At 71.3% G+C, this 22,978-nt stretch carries 21 protein-coding genes; 13 read left to right on the top strand and 8 right to left on the bottom strand.

What is annotated here, in order from left to right:
* Positions 1–9 precede the first annotated feature (9 nt).
* A complete protein-coding gene (locus ACN269_RS25110) occupies positions 10–852 on the bottom strand; it encodes a helix-turn-helix transcriptional regulator (RefSeq protein WP_421474721.1) in 843 nt (280 codons plus the stop codon).
* Between the two features lie 103 nt (positions 853–955).
* On the opposite strand from ACN269_RS25110, the gene ACN269_RS25105 reads away from it, so the two are divergent.
* On the top strand, positions 956–1,708 hold the full coding sequence (locus ACN269_RS25105) for an SDR family oxidoreductase (RefSeq protein ID WP_421474720.1): 753 nt from the start codon (positions 956–958) through the stop codon (positions 1,706–1,708).
* Between the two features lie 24 nt (positions 1,709–1,732).
* Here the strand turns inward: ACN269_RS25105 and ACN269_RS25100 are convergent, their stop codons facing one another.
* Positions 1,733–2,248 carry a GNAT family N-acetyltransferase gene (locus ACN269_RS25100; RefSeq protein ID WP_421474719.1) on the bottom strand — a complete coding sequence of 172 codons (516 nt, stop codon included), beginning with the start codon at positions 2,246–2,248 and terminating at the stop codon, positions 1,733–1,735.
* Positions 2,249–2,422: 174 nt separating this feature from the next.
* On the opposite strand from ACN269_RS25100, the gene ACN269_RS25095 reads away from it, so the two are divergent.
* The gene (locus tag ACN269_RS25095; RefSeq protein WP_421474718.1) at positions 2,423–3,436 is read left to right on the top strand and encodes an ATP-binding cassette domain-containing protein; all 1,014 of its coding nucleotides are present in this window, start codon (positions 2,423–2,425) and stop codon (positions 3,434–3,436) included.
* On the top strand, positions 3,433–4,296 hold the full coding sequence (locus ACN269_RS25090) for an ABC transporter permease (RefSeq protein WP_421474717.1): 864 nt from the start codon (positions 3,433–3,435) through the stop codon (positions 4,294–4,296). Before ACN269_RS25095 ends, ACN269_RS25090 begins: the two co-directional genes overlap by 4 nt.
* A gap of 168 nt (positions 4,297–4,464) precedes the next feature.
* Here ACN269_RS25090 and ACN269_RS25085 read toward each other — a convergent pair whose 3' ends face one another.
* Positions 4,465–7,713 (bottom strand): ATP-binding protein, encoded by a 3,249-nt coding sequence (locus tag ACN269_RS25085; RefSeq protein WP_421474716.1) that lies wholly within the window; start codon positions 7,711–7,713, stop codon positions 4,465–4,467.
* 100 nt (positions 7,714–7,813) lie between these two features.
* On the opposite strand from ACN269_RS25085, the gene ACN269_RS25080 reads away from it, so the two are divergent.
* On the top strand, positions 7,814–8,278 hold the full coding sequence (locus tag ACN269_RS25080) for a helix-turn-helix domain-containing protein (protein WP_421474715.1): 465 nt from the start codon (positions 7,814–7,816) through the stop codon (positions 8,276–8,278).
* Complete coding sequence (locus ACN269_RS25075) at positions 8,271–8,639, top strand: DUF4180 domain-containing protein (protein ID WP_421474714.1); 369 nt, start codon at positions 8,271–8,273, stop codon at positions 8,637–8,639. Before ACN269_RS25080 ends, ACN269_RS25075 begins: the two co-directional genes overlap by 8 nt.
* Before the next feature lie 5 nt (positions 8,640–8,644).
* Here ACN269_RS25075 and ACN269_RS25070 read toward each other — a convergent pair whose 3' ends face one another.
* Positions 8,645–9,259: a hypothetical protein gene (locus ACN269_RS25070; protein ID WP_421474713.1), complete on the bottom strand. Its 615-nt coding sequence runs from the start codon at positions 9,257–9,259 to the stop codon at positions 8,645–8,647.
* 357 nt (positions 9,260–9,616) lie between these two features.
* On the opposite strand from ACN269_RS25070, the gene ACN269_RS25065 reads away from it, so the two are divergent.
* From ACN269_RS25065 to ACN269_RS25040, 6 genes are all read left to right on the top strand, one after another.
* A complete protein-coding gene (locus ACN269_RS25065; RefSeq protein ID WP_421474712.1) occupies positions 9,617–10,060 on the top strand; it encodes a hypothetical protein in 444 nt (147 codons plus the stop codon).
* 206 nt (positions 10,061–10,266) lie between these two features.
* Positions 10,267–11,127 carry a cellulose binding domain-containing protein gene (locus ACN269_RS25060; RefSeq protein ID WP_421474711.1) on the top strand — a complete coding sequence of 287 codons (861 nt, stop codon included), beginning with the start codon at positions 10,267–10,269 and terminating at the stop codon, positions 11,125–11,127.
* Positions 11,128–11,304: 177 nt separating this feature from the next.
* On the top strand, positions 11,305–11,823 hold the full coding sequence (locus ACN269_RS25055; protein ID WP_421474710.1) for a flavoprotein: 519 nt from the start codon (positions 11,305–11,307) through the stop codon (positions 11,821–11,823).
* A 67-nt stretch (positions 11,824–11,890) separates the two neighbouring features.
* Positions 11,891–14,977 (top strand): DUF3427 domain-containing protein, encoded by a 3,087-nt coding sequence (locus ACN269_RS25050; protein ID WP_421474709.1) that lies wholly within the window; start codon positions 11,891–11,893, stop codon positions 14,975–14,977.
* Positions 14,978–15,004: 27 nt separating this feature from the next.
* Complete coding sequence (locus ACN269_RS25045) at positions 15,005–15,442, top strand: VOC family protein (protein WP_421474708.1); 438 nt, start codon at positions 15,005–15,007, stop codon at positions 15,440–15,442.
* A gap of 138 nt (positions 15,443–15,580) precedes the next feature.
* Positions 15,581–15,838 carry a hypothetical protein gene (locus tag ACN269_RS25040; protein WP_421474707.1) on the top strand — a complete coding sequence of 86 codons (258 nt, stop codon included), beginning with the start codon at positions 15,581–15,583 and terminating at the stop codon, positions 15,836–15,838.
* A 74-nt stretch (positions 15,839–15,912) separates the two neighbouring features.
* On the opposite strand, the gene ACN269_RS25035 is transcribed toward ACN269_RS25040, so the two are convergent.
* The 3 genes from ACN269_RS25035 to ACN269_RS25025 form a co-directional block, all read right to left on the bottom strand.
* Positions 15,913–17,121 (bottom strand): hypothetical protein, encoded by a 1,209-nt coding sequence (locus tag ACN269_RS25035; protein WP_421474706.1) that lies wholly within the window; start codon positions 17,119–17,121, stop codon positions 15,913–15,915.
* 94 nt (positions 17,122–17,215) lie between these two features.
* Positions 17,216–17,761, bottom strand: coding sequence for a WapI family immunity protein (locus ACN269_RS25030; protein WP_421474705.1), 546 nt, complete (start codon positions 17,759–17,761; stop codon positions 17,216–17,218).
* Between the two features lie 45 nt (positions 17,762–17,806).
* Positions 17,807–18,943, bottom strand: coding sequence for a hypothetical protein (locus ACN269_RS25025; protein WP_421474704.1), 1,137 nt, complete (start codon positions 18,941–18,943; stop codon positions 17,807–17,809).
* Positions 18,944–19,081: 138 nt separating this feature from the next.
* Between ACN269_RS25025 and ACN269_RS25020 the strand changes: the two genes are divergently transcribed.
* Positions 19,082–20,641, top strand: coding sequence for a gluconokinase (locus ACN269_RS25020; protein WP_421474703.1), 1,560 nt, complete (start codon positions 19,082–19,084; stop codon positions 20,639–20,641).
* Positions 20,642–20,828: 187 nt separating this feature from the next.
* Positions 20,829–22,190, top strand: coding sequence for a serine hydrolase (locus ACN269_RS25015; protein WP_421474702.1), 1,362 nt, complete (start codon positions 20,829–20,831; stop codon positions 22,188–22,190).
* A gap of 6 nt (positions 22,191–22,196) precedes the next feature.
* Here ACN269_RS25015 and ACN269_RS25010 read toward each other — a convergent pair whose 3' ends face one another.
* Positions 22,197–22,955 (bottom strand): MerR family transcriptional regulator, encoded by a 759-nt coding sequence (locus ACN269_RS25010; protein WP_421474701.1) that lies wholly within the window; start codon positions 22,953–22,955, stop codon positions 22,197–22,199.
* Positions 22,956–22,978 lie beyond the last annotated feature (23 nt).

The following is a 22,978-nucleotide window of genomic DNA, read 5'->3' as shown; positions in this document are numbered from 1 at the left end:
GCGGTCGGGTCAGCTGTCGACACGCTCGGCGAGTCGGCGGAACACCGCCTGGGTCGGCGAGTCGGGCGTGGCGACGTAGACGATCAGCCGTTGCTCGGTCTCCGGCACCAGCAGCACCCGGCACTCGAACTCCAGCGGCCCCAGCTCGGGATGGGCGACCCGCTTCACCACGGGACGGCGCTCCCCGACCTCGTGCTCGGCCCACAGCTGGGCGAAGCGCGGCGAGACGCCGAGCAGTTCGGTGACCAGCTCGCGGATCGCCGGGTCGGCTGGGTAGCGGCCGTAGGCGGCCCGCAGGTCCGCGACCGTGGTGTGCAGAAACCGGCGCGCGTCGTCATCGGACCAGTGCGCGTCGGAGATCGACTGCCGGAAGGTCCAGCGGATCATGTTGCGTTCCGCGTGTGGCACGGCTGCGAGGTCCCCCACGAAGTGCGTGGCCAGTCGATTCCACGCCAACACGTGGTACGCGGCGTCGACGAGGTACGCCGGGGTCTCCGTCATGGCGTCGAGCAGGTGCCGCAGCCCGGGCGGCACCTCGCGGCTCGGGCCGACGGCCGAGGGCGGGTTCTCCCCGGCGATACGGAACAGGTACTCCCGCTCGTCGCGATTGAGCAGCAGCGCCCGCGCCAGCGCGGCCAGCACCTGCCGCGACGGGTGCGGTCCCCGGCCCTGCTCCAACCGGATGTAGTAGTCGATCGACATACCGGCGAGCTGGGCGACCTCCTGCCGACGCAGTCCGGGCGTTCGCCGCCGTACCCCGTCGGGAAGGCCGACCTCGGCGGGCCGCAGGCGGGCGCGGCGGGCGCGCAGAAACGCCGCCAGTTCCTCACGACGCAGGCCGCTGCTCGTCATGCCCCCCAGCATGCCGCCTACCGGGTCGGCCAGGGTGGTACCGCCGGTCCCAGCCTCGCGGCGTCTCTCCCCACCGGCCGTCCTCGGGCACAGGCTCGACGGCATGACGAACATGATCGCCCTGGTCACCGGGGCCAACAAGGGAATCGGTCTCGCCACCGCCCGGCAGCTCGGCGCTCTCGGGATGACCGTGCTGCTCGGCGCGCGGGACGCCGAGCGGGGCCGCGCCGCGGAGCGGGAGTTGCGCGACGGCGGCGCCGACGCGGTGTTCGTGCCGCTGGACGTCACCGACGCGACGTCGGTGGCCGCCGCCGCGACGTTCGTCGGAGCCGAGTACGACCGGCTCGACGTGCTGGTCAACAACGCCGGCATCGTGCTCGCGGACGGTACCCGCGGGCTGCCCAGCGAGACGACCCTGGCGACGATGCGCCGGCTGTACGAGACGAACGTCTTCGGCCCGGTGGCGGTCACCAACGCGCTGCTTCCGCTGCTGCGCCAAGCACCGGCGGCGCGGATCGTCAACGTCTCCAGCGAGGTCGGCTCGATCGCCGTGATGACCGACCCGGACGGCGCGCTGTTCGCGCTGACCTCCGTGCCGTACCCGTCGTCGAAGGCGGCGCTGAACATGCTCACCGCCATGTACGCCAAGGAGCTGCGGGACACCCCGATCAAGGTGAACGCCGCGAACCCCGGCTACTGCGCCACCGACCTGAACGGCAACAGCGGCTTCCGTACGCCGGAGCAGGGCGCCGAGGTGAGCGTGCACCTGGCGACGCTGCCGGCCGACGGGCCGAGCGGTCTGCTCTGGGGCTTCCAGATGGACGCCGGTGGCGGGTACGGCGTACTCCCCTGGTGAGCCGCGCCGGCCGCCCCGCCGACCTCAGCCGCCGGTAGGCGGGGCGGTCAGGTCGAGCTGCCAGTCGTTGACACGCATGAGCTGCCCGGGCGGGTACTCGAAGTCCGTCTCTCCCCGCAACGTGAAGCCCGCCTTGCGGCAGACCGCGTTCGAGGCGGGGTTGTCGACTGACGGGTAGGCGTGCGCGAAACGCCGGTCCCGTCGGGCGCGAGCCACGTCGAGAGCCGCGCGGACCGCGGCGGTGGCCAGGCCCTGCCCCCGGTACGCGGGCAGCACCGCCCAGCCCAACTCGTACACCGGCTGGTCGCGCCACTCGCGGGCCCAGTAGCCGACGCTGCCCGCCCGCGCGCCGTCCGGCAGCACCACCGTGAACATGCACCCCTGCCCGCCCTCGGCGAAGCGCACGTACCGGTCGTGCCGGGCGAGCACCTGCTCGTCGGTCTCCGGGCCGCCGGTGTGTTGGCGCGTCTCCGGTGAGTTGAGCTGCCGCAGCAGATGGAGATCATCCTCGTGCCACGGTTCGATGCGTACCTGCGTCATTCCGTCCCCTTCGTCGACCCCAGTCAAGCCGATGCCACCGACATTCCGTCCCGGAAAGCCGCCCGCTAGTTCCGATCTAGCGGGCGGCGGTCGTCACCTCGCGCCTGTAGGACGGCGGGGTCGTTGGTCACACCGACCACGGCGTCGCCGGCCATCGGACGAGAGGTATGAATGATGAACAGACGCGCCACCGGCCTGGCCATCGAGGCCGAAGGACTCACCCGCACGTTCGGGGAGACCCGGGCGCTGGCCGGCATGGACCTGCGGGTACCCGCCGGCACCGTCTTTGGCCTGCTCGGCCCGAACGGGGCGGGCAAGACCACGGCGGTCCGGGTGTTGGCGACGCTGCTGCGTCCCGACGGCGGCACCGCGCGGGTCTTCGGGCACGACGTGGTCACCGAGGCCGACAAGGTCCGCAGCCGGGTCAGCCTCACCGGTCAGTACGCCTCGGTCGACGAGGACCTGACCGGCACGGAGAACCTGGTGCTGCTGGCCCGCCTGCTGGGCCTGCGCAAGCCGGCCGCCCGGGACCGCGCGGCGGCGCTGCTGGCCGCGTTCGGTCTGACCGAGGCGAGCGATCGCCAGGTGAAGAAGTACTCGGGTGGCATGCGACGACGCATCGACATCGCCGCGAGCATCCTGAACACTCCCGACCTGCTCTTCCTGGACGAGCCGACGACGGGCCTCGACCCGCGCAGCCGCAACCAGGTGTGGGAGATCGTCCGAGCGGTGGTGTCCCACGGCACGACCGTGCTGCTGACCACCCAGTACCTCGACGAGGCCGACCAGCTGGCCGGGCGGATCGCGGTCGTCGACCACGGCCGGGTGATCGCGGAGGGCACCCCGGGTGAGCTGAAGTCGTCGGTCGGCTCCGGCACCGTCCACCTGCGACTGCGCGACCCCGGTCAGCGGCCCCAAGCCGAACAGGTGCTCCGGGAGGCGCTGAATGTGCCGGTGCAGCTCGCCGCCGACCCGGTGGCCTTGACCGCCCGCGTCGGCGAGGCCGGCACCGACCTGGACGCCAGCGCACAGGCGGCGCGCGCGCTCGGTGACCTGGCCCGCGCCGGCATCGTCGTGGACGACTTCTCCCTCGGCCAGCCCAGCCTGGACGAGGTCTTCCTGGCCTTGACCGACCATCCGGCCGTGTCGGCCGACGAGCGCGACGACGAGCTGGAGGCAGCCCGATGAGTGACACGACCACGACCGCCGGCACGGCCGAGCGGGCGCCGTCGGTCTACGTACCGTCCGCCGAGGCGCTGGCGACCGTCCTCGCGCCGGGCGACCGACCGACCCGGCCGAGCGCGTTGGGTGCGTCGCTCACCTTCGGCTGGCGGGCCCTACTGAAGATCAAGCACGTGCCGGAGCAGCTCTTCGACGTGACCGCGTTCCCGATCATCATGGTGCTGATGTTCACGTACCTGTTCGGTGGCGCCCTCGCCGACAGTCCGCGTGACTACCTGCAGTTCTTCCTGCCCGGCATCATGGTGACGAGCGTCGTGATGATCACCATGTACACCGGGATCGGGCTCAACACCGACATCGAGAAGGGCATCTTCGACCGCTTCCGGACGCTGCCCGTCTGGCGGCCCGCCGCGCTGGTCGGCATGATCTTCGGCGACGTGCTGCGCTACATCCTCGCCGCCGTGGTCATCCTCGGCGTCGGGCTGGCGCTCGGCTTCCGGCCCGGCGGCGGCGTCGCCGGGGTGGCCGCCGGGATCGGGCTGCTGGTGGTCTTCTCGTTCGCCTTCTCCTGGGTGTGGACGTTCTTCGGGCTGATCCTGCGCAGCGAGAAGTCGGTGATGGGGGTCAGCATGATGGTGCTGTTCCCGCTGACGTTCCTCAGCAACGTCTTCGTGGAGCCGAGCACCATGCCCGGCTGGCTCCAGGCGTTCGTGAAGGTGAACCCGGTGACGCAGCTGGTGGCCGCGGTACGCGCCGTCATGTCCGGCGACTCGGACCCGTCCGCCACGATGTGGCTCCTGGTGTGGAGCGCCGGCTTCATCGTCGTCTTCGGCACCCTGACCATGCACCGCTACAACCGCCGCTAACAGCCCCCCTCCCGCCCCCCGGCCCCCGGCCCCCGGCCCCCGGCCCCCGGCCCCCGGCCCCCGTGATCATGAAGTTGTTGTCCCGACACGCCGACGCGGGTGGCAATAACTTCATGATCAACGGGACGAGGCGAGACCGGGCCGGGGCGGGGGGCGGGGCGGGGGGGGTTAGAGGTGCCAGGGTGGGCGGGTTTGGGGGAGGTAGCGGCAGGTGGTGCCGGTGGAGACCGAATCGCGCAGGTGGTTGGCGAGCGCGGGATGGCGGTCGTCGAGCTTGCGGAGCGTGTCGCGGATGCGCGCGGTGACCGTCTTGCGGGCCCGTTCGGCCTCGTCGCCCAGCCGTCGACTCCGGCCGGCCAGCCCCGCCGCGGCGCGCAACTCCTCGAGCAGCGCGCCGCGCTCGGTGTCCAGCGCGCCCACCTTCGCCGTGTCGCCGCGCGCGGCGGCCCGGTCGATCTCGTCGTCGAGGCGTGTCAGGTGCCGCCGGTAGCGGGCCTTCGCCTCGTCGTCGAGGACCGGGTCGCCGCCCATCCTGCGGGCGGCCACCAGCACCGGCCCGGCGGCGGGGTCGAGCAGTTCCACCGCCGGGACGTCACTGCCGGGGCGGCCCAGCAGCAGATGCAGGTCATGTAGGCCCTTGGCGTCGGGCAGGTGCGCCACCACCCCGGCGTAGGCGAGCCGCCAGACCGGCCCGTCGCGCCGAAACGCGTACCCCTCGGTCGTCGGGTCGGACGGCGTCACCTGACGCCGGACCACGGCCTGGCCGCCCCCGACCATCGGGCCTTCCCCCACGGCCTGGCTTGGGTCGGCGAGCCGCAGGAGCACCTGCCGCATGCCGAGGGCGGTGGCTTCCCGGACGGTGGTGGCGCGCAGTACCGCCGCCGTCGCGGCGTCGCCCGGCTGGTCGCGGCCGGCGAGGGCGTCGACCAGCCCGGCGCGGGCGATGAGCGACCAGGGTCGGGAGCCCATCCGGTCGGCGGCGTCACGGGCGGCCGTGAACCCGGTGATCGCCTCGTCCCACCGCTCCTGCGCGGCGTCGACCATGGCGAGCCAGTGGTCGATGGGCCCGCTGATGTCGCAGCCGAACAGCCCCACCGCCCACTGTCCACGGTGCGGGGCGAGCGCGGCCCGCGCGTCGTCGCAGCGCCGCGGATCGCGGGACGCGGCGGCGGCCTGGGCGCGCAGGCGCAGCCACAGCGGTGAGACCGGACGCGGATAGCCGATGCCGGCGGCCTCGATGCCGGCGGTCAACCGCACCGCCTGTTCGTCGTCGCCACGCTCGGCCGCCGTGATGGCCGACAGCAGTTCCCGGTACGGGTAGTCGGTCGGCGCCCACTCGTGCAGCAGCGCGTCGATCTCGTCGAAGCGTCCCTGCAACAGCAGCCGGGCCCAGCGCAGGTGCTGGCCCATGAAGGCGAACTCGGCGTGCCCCGGGTCGGACAGCTCCGCGATGACGGTGAACCGCTCGTCCGCCTCGACGAAGTCGCCCCGGAACGCCGCGATGATCCCACCGTCGACGGCCGCCGCCATCCGCGGACGAGCCAACTCATCCTGCTGCCCCATGCTGACGAAGGCGGTGAACTCCTCCATGAAGAGCGGGTCGCCCAGTTCCAGCAGCGCCACCCAGCGCAGCGACGTGGCCCACAGCTCGGTTTCCTGGTCGCCCGAGCGACGGGCCACGTCCCGGATCTCGGCGGTGAGCGCGGCCCGCGCCGCCGCGGTGCCCAGCCCCCAGGTGGTGTCGTGGCGGGCCCACAGACTGAAGGTGAGCGCCTCGTCGTCGCGACCACGGCGGGCGATGGTCTCCGTCGCGGTGATCAGATCCGCCACCAGGGTGCCCGTCGACGCGGTGGGGGCCGGCGCGCCGATCAACCGCTGGTACGCCTCGCGGACCAGGTCCGTCGTGTCGACCGCGTGGGTGGTGTCCACCTGCCGGGCACGGTGCACGGTGAGTGCGACGCGGGCCAGTGGCAGCGGGTCGTCGAGCGTACGGGCGAGCGTCGCGGCTTCGGCCAGCAGGCGTACGGCGTCGGCTCGGCCGGCGTGGTGGTACTGCACCTCGCCGAAGTCGACGAGCAGCCGAATCCGCTGCGCGGGGTCCTCGACGATCTCCAACGCGCGACGGAAGTGCACCCCCGCCTCGTCGGCGGCGAGCCGGGCGAAGGCGTCCCGGCCGGCGGCGGTCAGCAGCTCGACGGCACGGGTCCGGTCCAGCGCGGCGCCGGCCAGGTATGCGTGGCGGGCCAGGTCGGCCGGGATGAGCCGGTCGGTGAGCGCTGTCGGCGGGTCCACCGCCCGGACCACCGCGGCGTGACGGGCCTGCCGATCGCCGGTGGTGAGCCCGTCGTACAGGGTCTCGCGGACCAGGTCGTGGGCGAAGGTGAACCGGCCGCCACCACGGGCGACCACGAGCCGGGCGGTCACCGCGTCGTCGAGCAGCCGGTCGACAGAGGCCACCGGTACCGCCGCGCTGGCCGCCAGGACCTGTCGGTGGAACTCACGCCCCAGTACCGCGGCGACGGTCAGCGCCTCGACCACCGGGGCGGGCAGCCGGGCGAGCCGCTGTCGCACCGCTTCCCGTACGCCGGGTGGGATCGCGCCGGTGGTGCCGTCGGCGTGCCACAGCCGCGCCGTCTCCTCGACGAAGAACGGGTTGCCGCCGGTGCGGCGGTGCACCTCGTCGGCCAGGTCGGGGGCGGGTTCCCGACCGGCGGTACGCGCCATCAACGCGGCCACCTCGTTGCGGGCCAGGCCGGTGAGGGTGATCGTGGTGGCCTTGGCGGCCAGGGGCAGCAGCAGCGGGCGTAGCGGATGGTCGCCGGCCTCGACCTCCGCGTCACGGTAGGTGCCGATCAGCAGCAGGCGTTCGAACCAGGTGTGCTGGGCGGCGAACCCCAGCAGCCGCAGCGAGGCCGGGTCGGCCCAGTGCAGGTCGTCGAGGACGACCACCACCGGCCGGTGCGCGGAGACGGCGACCAACGCGGCGGTCACGGCGTCGTACAGGGCGAACGCTTCCCGGTCGGCGACGTCCTGGCCGTCACGGGCCGACCAGGCGGCGCTGAGGCCGGGTACGTCACCGGTGCCGCTCTCGCCGAGCAGGGCCGCGAGGGCGGGCTCGGCGTCCGGGCGGGCGAGCGCCCAGTCGTCAACGGAGCGGCGCAGGGCCCGCAGCACCTGCACCCACGGCCAGTAACCGGGGGCGCTGTCGGAGTCCCAGCAGGCCGCGCCGAGCACGAGCGCGCCGCGTCGGCGGGCTTCCCGCGCCGTCGAGGTGACGAGGGTGGTCTTGCCGATGCCCGGTTCACCGGTGACCAGGACGAGACCGCCGTGGCTGGTGGCGGCGCGATCCAGCTCGGCGCGCAGCAGACCTGCGGGATGATCCCGCCCGATGATGGCGTCGCCGCCCCGCGCGTCCATGGTTTCCAGACGCTACTGGACCCCACTGACGGTAAGCGTCATATTTGCGGCCAGGACCTGTCACTCCCCAACCTTCCTCTTGTGGGTAGGATAGGGAGCGATGACGGAAGAAATGTACTCGGTTGAGCAGGTCGCCGGCCGGCTCGGTCTGCACGTGCGCACCGTCCGGGGCTACATCCGCTCCGGCCGGCTGCGTGCCGTGCGGATCGGCAAGCAGTACCGGATCGCCGCCAGCGATCTCGACGCGCTCACCGCGCGACCACCCCTGGACAGGGCATCCACCGCTGACGTCGTCGGTCAGGCCGAGGTGTCGAGCATCGTGCAGGTCGACGGGGTCGACCGGGCCGCCGCCGACCGGCTCGGCACGCTCGTGCTCGCCAGCGCCAACACCGGCCACGACCCGACCCGACCGCTACGCGTGCAGACCGTGTACGACGACCAGCGCCGCCGCCTGAAGATCATCATCATCGGTGATCCCGCCGGTACCGCCGAGTTGCTCCACCTGCTCGACGCCGTCCTCACCGCCGACAACGGCCTGATCGACCGGGAGGTCCACGATGCCTGACGAGATGCAGCAACGCGCCGGCGTGCCGGTGCTGGTGTGCGATCCGGCCGGCCCGCTGATCGCCACCGAACAGGACGCGCTGGACCTGATCGGCGCGGCCTTCCTCGGCGCCCAGGTGGTCGCCGTACCCGCCAACCGGCTCGACGACCGCTTCTTCGCGCTCGGCACCCGCTTCGCCGGCGAGGTGATGCAGAAGTTCGTCAACTACCGGCTGCGACTCGCCGTGGTGGGCGACATCTCGGCGCAGCTCGCGGGAAGTTCGGCGCTGCGCGCTCTCGTACACGAGTCGAACCGGGGCGAGCAGATCTGGTTCGTGCCGGACCTCGACGCCCTCGACGAGCGACTGCGCGCCGCGGCCTGACACCCTCACGGCCCCTGGAAGAGCGCCAACTCCACCGCGTCCGGCTCGACGCCCCGGCGCTGGGCCTGCCCGGCGGCCCAGCGCAGGTAGGCCAGCCACTCGTCCGACGACCAACCGTTGCGCCGAGTCACACCGGCCTCGGCGGGGAGGCGGTCGGCCACCACACGATCCAGGATCAACGGCTGCACACCACCCACCCCGCGTCGGTAACCGGCGAAGTAGAGGACCTTCGTGAAGAAGGCCGGCCCCAACCAGGGCAGGCGGGCCTGGGCGGGATCGCGAAACCGCCGGTACGCCGTCCGCAACGCGACCTCGCCCGGGACCGAAATGTCCTCCAGGGCTGACGTAAGACGTTCACCCGTCGGATCGCCGCCAAGCGACCTGGCCGCGCGCCACGGCCCGTACCCGATGGGCCCGTAACCCCACATCAGTACGGCGGCCAGCAACTGCCGCGCGCTCGCCGACCCGGCCCGGTACGCCTCGGCCACCGCGAACACGTCCTGTCGCCAGACCTCGCCGCTGACCGGAAAGTCGTCCGGCCAGGCATCGGCCGGAAGCCCGGCTCGCCACCGGTCCACCCGAACGACGATCGGACGCTCTCCCGGCAGTGATTGCCGCATGGCCGCCTCCCTCAGGTCGCGGAGCGGCCCGCTGCGCTCGGACCACCTCCCGTGGCCGGCACACTATGGCCGCACTCGCCCCTCCACCGCCCCGCGAACGCCATATCGGGGTATCGATGCCCCAGCACGTCGTCCGTGCGGGCGAAGACCAGCGATCCCGCCGCCGAACGTCGGGCGCACTCGCGTTCGGGACCGTTCGGGACCGTTCAAGGTCGTTGTGAGTATGACCACCCCTACCGATGATGGGTGAGTTCGCGACGAGACAGCGCAAACGAAAAGGCGGAGGTGCACGTGAAGAGAGCATTTGCCATTACGGCCGTAGTTCTCGCCATTCTGCTGGGGGGACAGAGTCCCGCCTTGGCCGTCGATTTCGCGAAGCCATTCGAGGACGACATATCCACCTTCACCTATGAATCCGGCGGCGAGTCCTGTTCGGAGAGCTGGGCGCTCGTTCCGACCGTCGGGTGGGTCATGACCGCGAAGGGCTGCTTCACCAGGTACGGCGACGTCTGGCGGATCCAGGACAGCTTCGCCGACGGCAGCCAGACCTTCATCTACTGGGAGAACTGGCTCAAGGACGGCTCCACGTGGCGGCCATACCGCCACGGCGAGTGCAACAACAATTTGAGCTCTCCGAGCTGGGGCCGGTGCAACAAGGACTACTACGAGTCCGCCAGCACCAACTACTACGGCGACAAGGGCAGCCGGATTCGCTTCCAGACCTGCCGCCGATCCCCCGGTGACAACGTATGCACGCCCTCCACCATCGAGGAGGCGCCCTGGATCCAGAACAACAGCTGATCGCTGAGGTAGCAACGAGTGCCGTACCGCGTGGCCAGACGGAACGGTCGTGCCCCGAGCATGATCTAGAGTCGTCGTGCGGTACGGCGTTCGTTCTACTTCAGTCGCCGCCCCCGTACCTGCTGAGCCGATCCAGCCGCCCTCCACTGTCAGCGGCGCGCAAACAGACATTGATGGCAGCAGATAGTGTCCCTACCATTCGGGACATGAGTGTCCGCCGCGTCTGCACCGTCGTCGCTCTCGCCGCGTCGGTCGGCCTCAGTGCCGCCGCCCCCGCTCGCGCCGACGACCTACCGGCGCTGACCACCCCCGGCAGTCCGACCGTGCTGACCAACGAGCCCCACCAGCTCACCCTGAGTTGGACACCCGCCGCCTGGGCGGGTGCACCGACCAGCGACGGCCCGATCAGCTACGAGGTGCAGGTGCCACTCGGCCCCCATGTGTACCGCCTCCTCGGCACCACCACGGCCACCACCCTCACGCTGACCGACCTGGCACCGGGCACGACGTACCGGATCGCCATCGCGGCCCGCGCGCTCGGCGGCTACTCCGACAGCTCCCCCACGACGACCGTCCGCACCGCCCCCGGCCGCGCCACGGTCAGCTACCGCAACCTGGACTGGTCGCCCACGAACAACCAGATCCAGTACGTCCTCCAGGTCACCAACACCGGCGCCGGGCCACTCGACCTGAGCACCGTGCGGGTGCGCTACCACCTGCGCTTCGAGGGCGGCAACACGTCGCTGGTGACCAACTGCGACTGGGCGGCGCTGGGCTGCGACCAGGTCCGACAGACGGTGCAGTTCTTCGTGCCACCGGGAACGCCGCCCGGCTACCCGGTGCCGGGCACCACGGTTCCGGGCTGGGTCGAGCTGACCTTCGCTGGCGGAACGCTCGCCCCGGGTGCCTCGACCGGCCCGATACAGCTCCGCCACCACCGGCACAGCTGGAGTGACATCGACGAGCGCGACGACCCGAGCTGGCTCGGCAACGGCCAGTGGACCGAGAACGAGCGGATCACACTGGACGTCGACGGCGTACGAGAGTTCGGCGACACGAACAACTGACATGTGCGGGTCGCCGGTTCGCAGACGGCCCGCCGGTCGGCCCCGATCTGATGAGCCCGATGCCTGTGAGTCATCTTGATGCCCCACAGGCATCACCCACTCAGGGACCATGCCGGCCGTTGGCGCGTCGGCCGAAGGTCGTCGAGCTGGTCAAGCGGAGTCGGGCAGACTGCGGGCATGACGGAACGTCCAGTGCTGTATCTGGTCGTCTGCGCCGCCGGCCCTGCGGAGCACATCGACGAGCTGGTCGACCTGCTTCTAGCCGACGGTTGGCGAGTATGCATGATCGTCAGTCCCACGGCCGCGCCGTGGCTCGACCGTCAGGCGTTGCAGGACAAGACCGGTTACCTCGTACGTGTGGAGTGGCGCATGCCCGGCGACCCCGAGCCCCACCCGCCCGCCGATGTGGTGGTGGCCGCGCCGATCACCTTCAACACGGTGACGAAATGGGCACTCGGCATCAACGACACGTTGACGCTCGGTGTCCTCAACGAGTCGCTGGGTGCGGGCCTACCGATCCTCGCTTTCCCCCACGTCAAGGCGGAACTCGCCGCCCATCCGGCGTACGCGGGTTGCCTGGCGGTGCTGCGGGGTGCCGGCGTTGCCGTCGCCGACGGAAGGGCGCTCGACCCGGCGTACGGGCCGAGCCGCTGGGCCGCGGTCATCGAGGCGGCCCGCTCCGCTCGGCGTTCCTGAATCCCGCTGAGTCCGATATGCGCGCTGGACATCCCGGAGTGACCCGTTCTGTGGTTAGGCTGCCGAGGTGACGGATCTTGAGCGGGGCGTCTATGAGCATCTGATCACCCGCGAGCTGGCGATCCGCCTCCGACGCGTTGACCCCGCCCTGATCCAACGCCACAACCTCGACCCCGCGGACGCGCACACCACCCTCGCCCGGCACATCGCCACATTGGCATCCCGCGCCCTGCAAGCCGTCCCCAGCGGCGACGACAAGCTCCACTACCAGGTCGACCTGGCAAACCGGATCGCCGAGGCCATCGCCACGCTGAGTCCAGCGGCGGCAACCGACCAAGACCAGGTCACCGACACCAAGCAGTTGCTCCACGCCATCGCCGCCCCGCCGATTCCACCGGCACAGCTCACCTTCCCGGATCGACCCAGCACTCCCCTGTCCATCGGTGCGCTGCTGGTCAACGGCCGCAAACAGCCGCGTATCGGCCACGAGGTCAACCACGAGATGGCGTCCGCCGAGAGCGTCGACCTGCTCTGCGCGTTCATCAAGTGGTACGGCCTGCGCATCGTCGAGCAGCCCATCCGCGAGCTGATCGCCCGGGGCGGCCGGGTCCGCGTCATCACCACGACCTACCTGGGCGCAACGGATCAGCGAGCGCTCGACCGACTCAGCGAACTCGGCGCTGAGATCAAGGTGTCGTACGAGACGAGGACCACCCGCCTGCACGCCAAGGCGTGGCTGTTCCGCCGCAACAATGGCACCACCACCGCGTACGTCGGCTCGTCGAACCTGTCGAAGACAGCGCTGGTTGACGGCGTCGAGTGGAACGTCCGCATCTCGAACATCGAGCAGCCGCACGTCATCGACACGTTCACGGCGACGTTCGAGGACTACTGGAACGATCCGGCGTTCGAGGCGTACGACGCGAGCAGGGACGCCGAGCGCCTACGACACGCGCTCACCGGGGAGCGGCGAGACTCACCCCCGACCGAGATCTCGAACCTGGACGTGCGTCCGTACCCGTACCAGGCGGAGATCCTGGCCGACCTGGACGCCGAGCGGTTGGTACACGGGCGGTGGCGCAACCTCGTGGTGATGGCGACGGGTACCGGCAAGACCGTCGTCGCCGCCCTCGACTACCGCCGGCTACACCGCGCCAACCGGGCGGACTCGCTGCTCTTCGTCGCGCACCAAGAGCAGATCCTGCGGCAGAGCCTGTCGACGTTCCGGCAGGTCATGGGGGACGGCAGTTTCGGCGAGATCCTGGTGGCGGGCGAGCGGCCGAATGGCTGGAAGCACGTCTTCGCCTCGATCCAGTCGCTGCATCGGCGCGAGGTCGACCCCGAGGCGTACGACATGGTGATCGTGGACGAGTTCCACCACGCCGAAGCGCCCACGTACACGCGGCTGTTGGAGCGGCTGCGTCCGCGCGTACTCCTCGGGCTGACGGCGACCCCCGACCGGGCCGACGGCGGCGATGTCCGCCGGTGGTTCGACGGTCGCACGGCCGTTGAGCTGCATCTGTGGGACGCGTTGGAGCGGCAGTTGTTGGCGCCGTTCCAGTATTTCGGGCTGCACGACGACGTCGACCTGTCGCAGGTCGCCTGGAAACGCGGCCAGGGTTACGACCTTGCCGAACTCACCGCCCTCTACACCGCCGATCATGCCCGGGCGCGGCTGGTGCTGCACGCGGTCCGCGACAAGGTGGACGTCGGACGGATGCGGGCGCTCGGGTTCTGCGTGAGCATCAAACACGCAGAGTTCATGGCCGACTGGTTCAACCAGCATGGTGTGGTGTCGGCGGCCGTGACGTCCCGAGCCGGCACCGACCGGGCTGGGCTGCTGCGGGACTTCAAGGCCGGCAAGCTGCGGGTCCTCTTCACGGTGGACCTGTTCAACGAGGGCGTCGACCTGCCGATGGTCGACACGATCCTCATGCTGCGACCCACCGAGAGCGCCACGATCTTCCTGCAACAGCTCGGCCGTGGTCTGCGCCTCGACGATGGCAAGCCCTGCCTCACGGTGCTCGACTTCATCGGCGGCCAGAACGCGAACTTCCGCTTCGACCTGCGGTGGCGTGCGCTGGCCCGGATGAGACGAAGGGAAGAAATAAGGCAGGCGGTCCGCGACGACTTCCCGCACCTGCCCAGCGGCTGCCACATCGAGCTGGACCGGGTGTCGAAGGACATCGTGCTCGCCAACCTGAAGAACACGCTCCCCACCTCGAAGGCTGGGTTGGTGTCCGAGCTGCGGCACCTCGGGGACGTCAGCCTGGCCACGTTCCTCCGGGAGACCGGCCTGGAGATCGAGGACGTGTACCGGTCGGCCAGCCTCGGTGGCTGGACCGGTCTGCGCCGCCTCGCCGGCATCGAGACGTCCGCACCCGGCGAAGACGACCGCGAGCTGGGCCGCGCCATCGGTCGCATGCTGCACATCGACGACACCGACCGGCTTGAGCTGCTGACCCGGGTCGCGGCCGGACCGCCCGCGCCAGGTCAGCAGGTGTACGCGGGCAACGAACGACTGCTGGACATGCTGCACTTCAGCCTCTGGGGGCCTTCCGCGCCCCTCGCCACGCGCGAAGAGCGGCTGGCGCGACTGTGGAAGGAGCCGGCGCGCTGCGCCGAGCTACGGCAGGTCGCCGAGGTGCTGCATGATCGCATCCCACGGGTCACCCCGGCTGCCGCCTCGGGTGTCGTACCGCTGCGGGTGCACGCCCGGTACAGCCGCAACGAGGCGTGCGCCGCGTTCGGCATGCCCAATCCGGGCTCGCTGCGCGAAGGGGTGAAGTGGCTGCCCGACGCCCAGGCCGACCTGTTCTTCGTCACGCTCGTCAAGTCGGAAGCGCACTACTCCCCCACCACCATGTACGCCGACCGGGCCATCACCGACACGCTGTTCCAGTGGGAGTCGCAGAGCACCACCTCGGCGGCGTCGGCGACCGGTCAGCGCTACACGTCGGGCACCTCGACGGTGCACCTCTTCGTCCGGGAGACCCCGGTTGCCGACCGCGACCTGGGGAGACCGCCGTACCTCTACGCGGGCACGATGACGTACAGGTCGCACACCGGCGACCGACCGATGCGAGTCCTCTGGCGGCTCCAACACGCCCTACCCGCCGACGTCTACGCCACCGCCAAAGCGATCGCGGCCTAGCGACTGCCAGCACGTTAGGTTACGGAGATGGAGCAGCGGATCAGTCTGATCACTCTCGGCGTCGCCGACCTGGCGCGCGCCAAGGCTTTCTACGAGCACCTCGGCTGGCGTGGCCAGGAGGTCGAGGGAACGGTCTTCTTCCAGGCCGGCGGCCTGGCCCTCGTCTTGTGGAGCCGCGACAAGTTGGCCGCCGACGCGGGCGTGCCCAACCCGGACACCGGCGGTTTCGGCGGGCTGACCCTCGCTCAGAACGTGCGCTCACGTACCGAGGTCGACGAGGTGATCGCGACCGCCGCCGAGGCCGGTGCCGAGGTGACCCAGCCGGCGCGGGAGACGTTCTACGGCGGGTACGCCGGTTACTTCACCGACCCGGACGGCCATGTCTGGGAGATCGCCTGGAATCCCGGCTTCACGTTGGGCCCGGACGGCACCCTCACCCTCCCCGACTTCGGCACCGCGACCTGACCCCACCCGCAATCCTCAAATTGCGGACCCGCGCCGACCACCTGGGACCCGTCGACGAGTGGAGCGACTTCGACGCCGGCCTTAGTATCCCGACAGCATGAGATGCGTTCATTGACCCCTCTTGAGAACGGATCGCACATGAAGAAGCTTTTGCGCCGTCCCCGGCTGCGTGCGGCGGCTGTAGCCACCGTGCTGGCCGGTGGTCTGGTCCTGACCAACGCCACGCCCGCCCTGGCCGACTACAACAGCCCGCTCTATCCGACGATGTCGGCCTGCAACGCGGCTCGCCCCACCTACTACTCGTCGTACACCGTGCCACAGGCCTGCCACCCGATGTACAACTGGAACGGCACGCAGGTGGTCGGCTACATGTTCCTGGTGAAGACCCGCTACTGAGGCCCCTGCTGGTGGCGGTCCCGCTCGCTCGAGCGGGGCCGCCACTGCTGAAGTGGTGTGCCGATCCGGCAGGATCAGGGTTCGGCCGGCGGGCAGAGCAGCCGCTCCACAAGGGGCAATGACGGGTCCAGACATACCGTCAGCAGTGTGGGATCGGGCGTCGCGGTGGACGCGGGCGACGGTGACCCGGTCGGCGGGGCCGTCGGCATCGGGTCGGACGATGGTGTGGGAACGCCTGAGGGCACCGGCATCGCCTCGACAGTCGGCGTCGCCGCCGGGATCGCAGCAGCGGTCGGCGACGTCGACGGCTCCGCAGCGGCGACCGGGGATGTCGAGCGCTGGACGGCGGCGGCCGACGACGCGGACGGCACCGCAACCTCTGAGGGGACGGCCACGACCGCGGGCGGCGCGGGACGCGGTGGAACGGCCGCCGGCGGTGTCGCCGGCTCGACCACGAGGGCCGACTCCATCGGGAGGGACGGCGCCGACGGAGCAACAAGCTTGCCCAGCGGAGCACTCAATCCAGCATCCCGCATCGGCCCGGTCGGCGTCGGTCCCACCGCGCCGGGGCCCAGCGTCGCGAACACCACCGTGGCGACGGCGGCGATGGCGAGCGCCCGGCGGTCGGGGCGTACCGCGGTCAGTGGCGCGTCGGCCGGCCCGACCGTCGGTAGCGGCACGGGCGGGGAGGCCCGGTGCGCGGCCAGCAGGGCGTCGAGCTGCGCGGAGAGGGCGGCGCGATCTGCCGTGACGGCGAGGGTGAGGTAGAAGCGGACGTTGACGGCGGCGCTCGCCGGGACCCGCAGCCCGGCGAGTCGACACTTGTCGTGCAGCAGGGTGACGGGCACGTCCGGGTGGTGGGCGACGCCGAGCAGGTCGGCGTACCGCCATTCGCGCCGGTACTCGCCGCCGGCGAAGGCCACCCGTCGGCTGGTCACCACGGCCATGCCGGTGTCGACGGCCCGCAGGCCCGGTGGCAGCGCGGCATCGACCGGGTCGGTGAAGGGACAGCCGCCGGGCGTGGGCAGCCCGAGGACGTGCCGAGCCTCGGCCTCGACAAGTGTGGCGACGGGTACGACCCAGAAGACGAGTTCGTCCTCGTCGAGGTCGACGGGGAGGCCGGTACGGGGCTGCGTACACCCGAGGAAGCCGGCGGCTTCGATCCGCAGCCGGACCAGGTGGTCCTCGCGTCGACGCCAGGCGTCGGTGGCGTCGCGGTACGCGCACCGACGCCGCTCGTTCTCGCGCTCGGCCCAGGCCAGCCGCCAGGGAGAGGTTGCCAAAGCGGTCACATGCGTTACAACCGCTCACGTACGTGACAGGCAACGCTCAGCAGATCGATGCATACCTTTGGTCCGTAAAGGTGAGAATTGCGGGTCAGCCCACGCGTCGGCGGCGCGGCAGGTGGCCGAGCAGCGGGTCGTCGACCGGGAACCGCGATGACGTACGCGGCGGGTACGCCGCACAGTGCCCGGCCCACTGGACGGCCGCAACGGCGAGGGCGTCGGCCGAGACGGTGAGGACCAGCGGGTAGATGGCGGTGGCCGGCCGGCGCAGCCACGGGGGCAGCGACTCGGCGGAGAACTCGACGGTCAGTTCCAGCCGACGCCGACGGATCACTCGGGAGCGCAGCGCCAGGTTGGGTTCGGTGAAGCGGACCATCGCCGGTGGCGGGTTGGGACCGCCGGCCGCCGCCGCCTGGCCGTGCAGCCAACTGCCCAGCGCACGGGCCTCCTCGACGAGCAGGCTCGGATAGTGGTGCGACCAGAGCTGACCGTCGGCGGTGCGGGCGTCCACCTCGATGAGCAGCCAGTCCTGCCAGCCCGGCGCCGCCAGGTCGGGGTCGTCGGGCGGGTCGATGCCGGGCTGGTAGCCGACCGGGCGGATCCGCACCCGGGCGCCGTCGTCGGATCGGATCTCCACTCGATCATTCTGACTGACCTGAACGAGCGTTATGGTGAGAACGCGCTACTTCGTGATGGTCCGCCGGACGCCCCGGTGCTCGGCGCACGCGCCCGCCCGGCCACCCGCGAGGCTGACCGAACCGTCCCGGCACTGCACGAGGTAGCCCCGACCCGCCCAGAACTGCGGCACGCAGTCGAACCAGTCGCACACCTCCGCGGCGGGCCGGCGGATTCGGGTCCCGCCGCAGAAGTCGTACCCCAGAGGATTTTCCGGCGCCCCGCAGCGCGGCCCGGCGGTCGCGCTCGACGACGGGCGTGGCGACGGTTTCCGCTTGGGCGCGGGCGGCGGGACCGCCGGCCGCAGCAGCGCGGGGGGCGCGCTGCTGGTCGGTGCCGGCGTGGCCGCCACGGCGACCTCCGCGCCCCCGGTCGGGTCCGACGGGTTCGATTCGATAAGCGCCGCCGGCACGAGCAGCGCGACGGCCGCCGCCACCGCGATGGACCGGCGACCGCCGGGCACGAGCGCGGAGAGCCGGGCCTGCGCCGGCGTGGCCACCGCCGGCCGGAACGGCTTGAGCTGGTCGTGTTCCGCGATCAGCTCGTCGAGCTGGGCGAGCACCGCGGCACGCTGCTCGATCGAGTCGGCGAAGGCCAGCGTCAGCTTGAACCGGAAGTCCGCCGCCGCGTCGGTGGGGAGCAACAATCCTGAGGTACGCCGCCGGTCCAGCACCTGGATCAGGGTCACCGGCGCCGCCGGGTCGTGGGCCAGGCCGGTGATCCGGCCGTACGCCCAGTCGCGTCGACCGCGCCCGCCCAGCAGCACCAGCCGGCGGCTGGTGATGACGGCCATGCCGGCGTCGGTGACGCGTACGCCGTCGGGTCGGCGTGGGCGCAGCGGCGCGACCGGCACGGTGACCGTCAGGTCCGGCGCGGGCAGCACGGCCGTGTGTCGCACCTCGACCAGTTGCGCGGCGGGCAGCGCCCACAGCACCACCTCGTCGTCGAGGAGTTCGAGTGGAAGGCCCGCGCCGGCCGCGGCGGAACCGTGGAAGTCGGCGGCCAGGGCGCGCAGCCGCCGTAACTCATCGTCGCGTCGGCGCCAGGCCGTCTCCGCGCCGCGGTACGTGCTGATCCGCCGCACGTTCTGCCGCTGCGCCCAGCGGTACCGCCATGTGGAACCCGTCGAATCAGTCTTTGCCACGCCGACTCCTTCGCCGCGTAGGCCACCAATCTGGGGTGCACTCGGATTAACAGTGGTGATGGTCGACCGGGACACGCCAGGAGGGGCGAACTACCCGAACGGCGGATCAACCCGGACGATAGGGCGATACTGACGGTCATGCCGCCAGACACCCCGCCCGGTGTGGTGATCGGGATCGACATCGGCACCACGAGCACCAAGACCATGGCGTACGACACCGACGGGCGGCTGCTCGCCAGCCACGTGACCGGCTACCCCCTGAACGGCCCGCACCCCGGGTACGCCGAGCAGGACCTGGACGTGATCCTCGCCGCCGTCGTCGAGTCGCTCCGGACCGTGGTGGCCGAGGTGGCCGAGGTGGCCGCACCGATCTCCGGGCTAGCGTTCTGCTCCGCCATGCACAGCCTCATCGGCCTCGACGCGGCCGGCAACCCGCTCACCCCGTCGGTGACCTGGGCCGACTCCCGGGCCACCCGGCAGGCGGAGCGGCTGCGGGCGGTGCCGTCCGGGCTGGCGCTGCACCGGCGCACGGGTACGCCCATGCACCCGATGTCGCCCCTGCCCAAGCTGCTCTGGTTCGCCGAGCAGGAGCCCAAGCTCTTCGAACGCGTCGCGCACTGGGTCGGTATCAAGGACTGGGTGCTGCTGCGACTCTGCGGAGAGCTGGTAACCGACCACTCGACAGCCTCGGCCACCGGCCTGATGGACATCCACACCCTCGGGTGGGACGCCGAGGCGCTGACCATCGCCGGCATCAGCGAGGAGCGGTTGCCCCGCTTGGTCGCCACCACCGCCGTCCTGCCCGGCCTCACCGCGCGGGCTGCCGACGCCATCGGCCTGCCGGAGCGCACCCCGGTGGTGGTCGGGGCGGGCGACGGGCCGCTGGCCAACCTGGGCCTGGGCGCGGTGCACCCGGGCATGGTCGCCTGTTCGATCGGCACCAGCGGCGCGATGCGGGTCATGGTCGAGCGTCCCGGCGTCGACCCGCTGGGCGGAGTGTTCTGCTACGCGCTCACCGAGGACCGCTGGGCGGTCGGCGGCGCGATCAACAACGGTGGCATCGTCCTCCAGTGGGCGGGCGCCGCGCTCGCGCCGGAGTTGGGCGAGCACTCCGAGGAGGATCTGGTCGCTCTGGCGGCCCGGGCGCCGGTCGGCTCGGGTGGGCTGATCATGCTGCCCTACCTGCACAGCGAACGCGCTCCACACTGGAGTGCCCTGCCGCGCGGCGCGTACGTGGGGCTGACCCACGGGCACCGCCGCGAACACCTCGTCCGGGCCGCCATGGAGGGGGTCTGCCAGCAGCTCGCACTGGTGCTCAGCTCGGTGCGCGCGGCCGGCAACGAGGTACGCGAGATCCGGGCCGGTGGCGGCTTCGCCCGCAGCGGCCTGTGGCGACAGATGCTCGCCGACGTCCTCGGCATGCCGGTGAGCTTCCCTGCCGGCCGCGAGGGGTCGAGCTTCGGCGCGGCACTGCTCGGCATGCAGGCGTTGGGCCTGATCCCCAGCATCGACGTCGCCGCCGACCTGGTCCGGATCGAGGAGATCATCCGTCCCGACCCGGCCGCCGCCGCCACCTACGCGGCGCTGCTGCCGCTCTTCGCCGAGCTGTACGAGGCACTGGTGCCGGCCTTCACGTCGATGCGCCGCCTGGCGCCCGGCCTGCCCGCCGAGCCGCACCCCCCGGGACCACCGATGTAGCCGGCTCGATCGGCGGGCGGCTCGATCGGCGGGCGCCTGGCTCGGCGGCGGGCTTGCTGTTGAGCGTGATGCCGCTGAGTCGTCTTGATACCGCTGAGGCATCACGCCGAATCGCGCGCGGCCTCCCGGACGGGTGACTCACGCCCCGGCAGCCCCATCCATCGCTGCGGCTTCTTATCGTACAAACGTGAGGAAAAGCGACAAGAAGCGCTCATCTTCCCTGCTCGCGGCGGCAATCGCGCTGGTCGTCGCGGCGACCACCGGCCCGGCCACCGCCGACGGTCCCGGCCCGAACCACCGAACGACCCTGGGGTACGCGTCAGACGGGCTCGCCGCCGACGACGGACCGAACGACGAGGGCGGGCCGAACGACGAGGGCGGGCGGAGCGACGAGCCGGGCGTGGAGCCGGCGCCGGAGCGGGCGCCGACAAGCGAGGTGTCCTGGCTGTCGTTCCCCGGCGGGGCGTTCGCGGTCGACTCGCTCGGGCACACCGTGCGGTACCGGGCCTGCGACGGCGACACCGGCCGGGTCGCCGACCCGGACATGCGGGTCGCCGCCGGGGTGGCCAGCGGTGCGGTCGTCGTCGGGGGGACCGCCTACCGCTACCGGGTGCCGCTGGTCGGGCGCAGCGAGGGCACGCTTGAGGTGATCCAGCGGCACCGCCCACCGACGACGCTCACCGGCGTGGTGGTCACCAGCCCGCAGCCGCCCACCGACCCGGTCGCGGGCGCCCGGCTGTTCCCGCTCAGCAATCAGCTCGCCCGGGTGGTCGCCGACGCCAGCCTCAACCCGGCCGGAGCCACCGTCCGGGACCTGTCCGGCCGGTACGGCGATCAGCAGGTCTCGGTCAACGGCGCGCTGCGCCCGAAGGCCGCGAGCGTCATCAAGCTCTGGATCCTGGTCGAACTCCTGCGCCGGGTCGACTGTGGACAGGTGTCCCTCGACGAGGGCGTACTGGTCACCCCGGCCGACGTGGTGGGCGGCACCGGTCAGCTCCAGTTCGAGACGTTCCCGCAGGTGGTCACGCTGTACCGGCTCGCGCGGTACCTGATCAAGTACAGCGACAACGTCGCGGCCAACGTGCTGATCACCTACCTGGGTGGGTTCGCCCCGGTCAACGCGCTGATCGACTCGATGAACCAGCGCTCCACCATCCTGGCCCGGCGGATGCTCGACAGCGCGGCAGCGCAGCGCGGCGAGGAGAACTACACCAGCCCGGACGACGTCGTGTCGCTGCTCGGCGCGGTCTGGGACGGCGAGATCCTCACTCCGGCCTCCCGGGACCTGATGATCGGCTTCATGCGCGAGCAGACCCTCAACACCAAGATCCCGGCGGCGCTGCCGCCCGGCGTCCCGGTGGCCCACAAGACCGGTGACCTGCCGGACGCCTCCCACGACGTCGGCTACTACCTGATCCCCGGCACGGAGACCGCCGTCGCGTTCCTCACCGCCGGGCCGATGGCGACCGGGGACGAGACCGTCCGCCGGATGGCCAGGACCGTCTACGACTTCCTGGTCACCCCATCCGACGGAGCGGTCGAGGAGTGAGCCGCGTCAGGCCCGGCTGATCGCGTTGGCGTGGATCGCCTCGCTCACGTAGGCGGCCAGGCCGGGGGCGATGTTCTCGTAGTACGCGGTGAACCGCTCGTCGGCCAGGTACATGTCGGCCAACCCGGTGTGCATCTCGTACGGGCACTCGTAGAACCAGCGGCTGATGAGCTGTCGGTGCTCCTCGGCCAGGTCCATCGCCTCCGGGCTGTCCGCCGGCACGCCCGAGGTCAGCAGCGCGACGATCCGCCGGCCCCAGTCCTCGTTCTCCGCCTTGTTCCGGAGCCAGTCCTCCTTGGTGTACCGGGCGACCCGCCGGTTCGACTCCCGGTACGCGTCGGTGTCGCCCCAGCGCTGTTCCACCTCGGCCTCGTACTGCTCCGGCCGGAAGTCACCGAAGACCTCGAACCGCTCCTCGGGCGTCAACTGGATGTTCAACTTGCTCGCCTCCATCGCGAACTCGATCGCCGTGACCATCTCCTGCAACCGTTTGATGCGTACCGTCAGCAGTTCGTGCTGACGACGCAGGTGGGCGGCCGGATCGGCCGCCGGGTCGTCGATGATCGCGGTGATCTCCTCTAGCGGGAAACCCAGCTCGCGGTAGTACAGGACGAGTTGCAGCCGTTGCAGGTCCGCGTCGTCGTAGCGGCGGTAACCGGTCGACGTGCGGCCGCTCGGCGAGAGCAGACCGATCTCGTCGTAGTGGTGCAGCGTCCGCACCGTCACGCCGGCGATCCTGGCCACCTGACCCACCGTGTACGCCATGGTTCCCCTCCCTTCCGGAAACC

The sequence above is a fragment of the Micromonospora sp. WMMD736 genome, assembly GCF_049179015.1.
Lineage (GTDB): Bacteria > Actinomycetota > Actinomycetes > Mycobacteriales > Micromonosporaceae > Micromonospora.
Note: the sequence above shows the minus strand (reverse complement) of the source record. Positions and strands in the feature narration are given on the sequence as shown.

What these genes read in the sequence shown, in the direction of transcription:
- ACN269_RS25110 (WP_421474721.1), bottom strand. Translation starts at nt 852, where the DNA reads ATGACGAGCAGCGGCCTGCGTCGTGAGGAACTGGCGGCGTTTCTGCGC.
- ACN269_RS25105 (WP_421474720.1), top strand. Translation starts at nt 956, where the DNA reads ATGACGAACATGATCGCCCTGGTCACCGGGGCCAACAAGGGAATCGGT.
- ACN269_RS25100 (WP_421474719.1), bottom strand. Translation starts at nt 2,248, where the DNA reads ATGACGCAGGTACGCATCGAACCGTGGCACGAGGATGATCTCCATCTG.
- ACN269_RS25095 (WP_421474718.1), top strand. Translation starts at nt 2,423, where the DNA reads ATGAACAGACGCGCCACCGGCCTGGCCATCGAGGCCGAAGGACTCACC.
- ACN269_RS25090 (WP_421474717.1), top strand. Translation starts at nt 3,433, where the DNA reads ATGAGTGACACGACCACGACCGCCGGCACGGCCGAGCGGGCGCCGTCG.
- ACN269_RS25085 (WP_421474716.1), bottom strand. Translation starts at nt 7,713, where the DNA reads ATGGACGCGCGGGGCGGCGACGCCATCATCGGGCGGGATCATCCCGCA.
- ACN269_RS25080 (WP_421474715.1), top strand. Translation starts at nt 7,814, where the DNA reads ATGACGGAAGAAATGTACTCGGTTGAGCAGGTCGCCGGCCGGCTCGGT.
- ACN269_RS25075 (WP_421474714.1), top strand. Translation starts at nt 8,271, where the DNA reads ATGCCTGACGAGATGCAGCAACGCGCCGGCGTGCCGGTGCTGGTGTGC.
- ACN269_RS25070 (WP_421474713.1), bottom strand. Translation starts at nt 9,259, where the DNA reads ATGCGGCAATCACTGCCGGGAGAGCGTCCGATCGTCGTTCGGGTGGAC.
- ACN269_RS25060 (WP_421474711.1), top strand. Translation starts at nt 10,267, where the DNA reads ATGAGTGTCCGCCGCGTCTGCACCGTCGTCGCTCTCGCCGCGTCGGTC.
- ACN269_RS25055 (WP_421474710.1), top strand. Translation starts at nt 11,305, where the DNA reads ATGACGGAACGTCCAGTGCTGTATCTGGTCGTCTGCGCCGCCGGCCCT.
- ACN269_RS25045 (WP_421474708.1), top strand. Translation starts at nt 15,005, where the DNA reads ATGGAGCAGCGGATCAGTCTGATCACTCTCGGCGTCGCCGACCTGGCG.
- ACN269_RS25040 (WP_421474707.1), top strand. Translation starts at nt 15,581, where the DNA reads ATGAAGAAGCTTTTGCGCCGTCCCCGGCTGCGTGCGGCGGCTGTAGCC.
- ACN269_RS25020 (WP_421474703.1), top strand. Translation starts at nt 19,082, where the DNA reads ATGCCGCCAGACACCCCGCCCGGTGTGGTGATCGGGATCGACATCGGC.
- ACN269_RS25010 (WP_421474701.1), bottom strand. Translation starts at nt 22,955, where the DNA reads ATGGCGTACACGGTGGGTCAGGTGGCCAGGATCGCCGGCGTGACGGTG.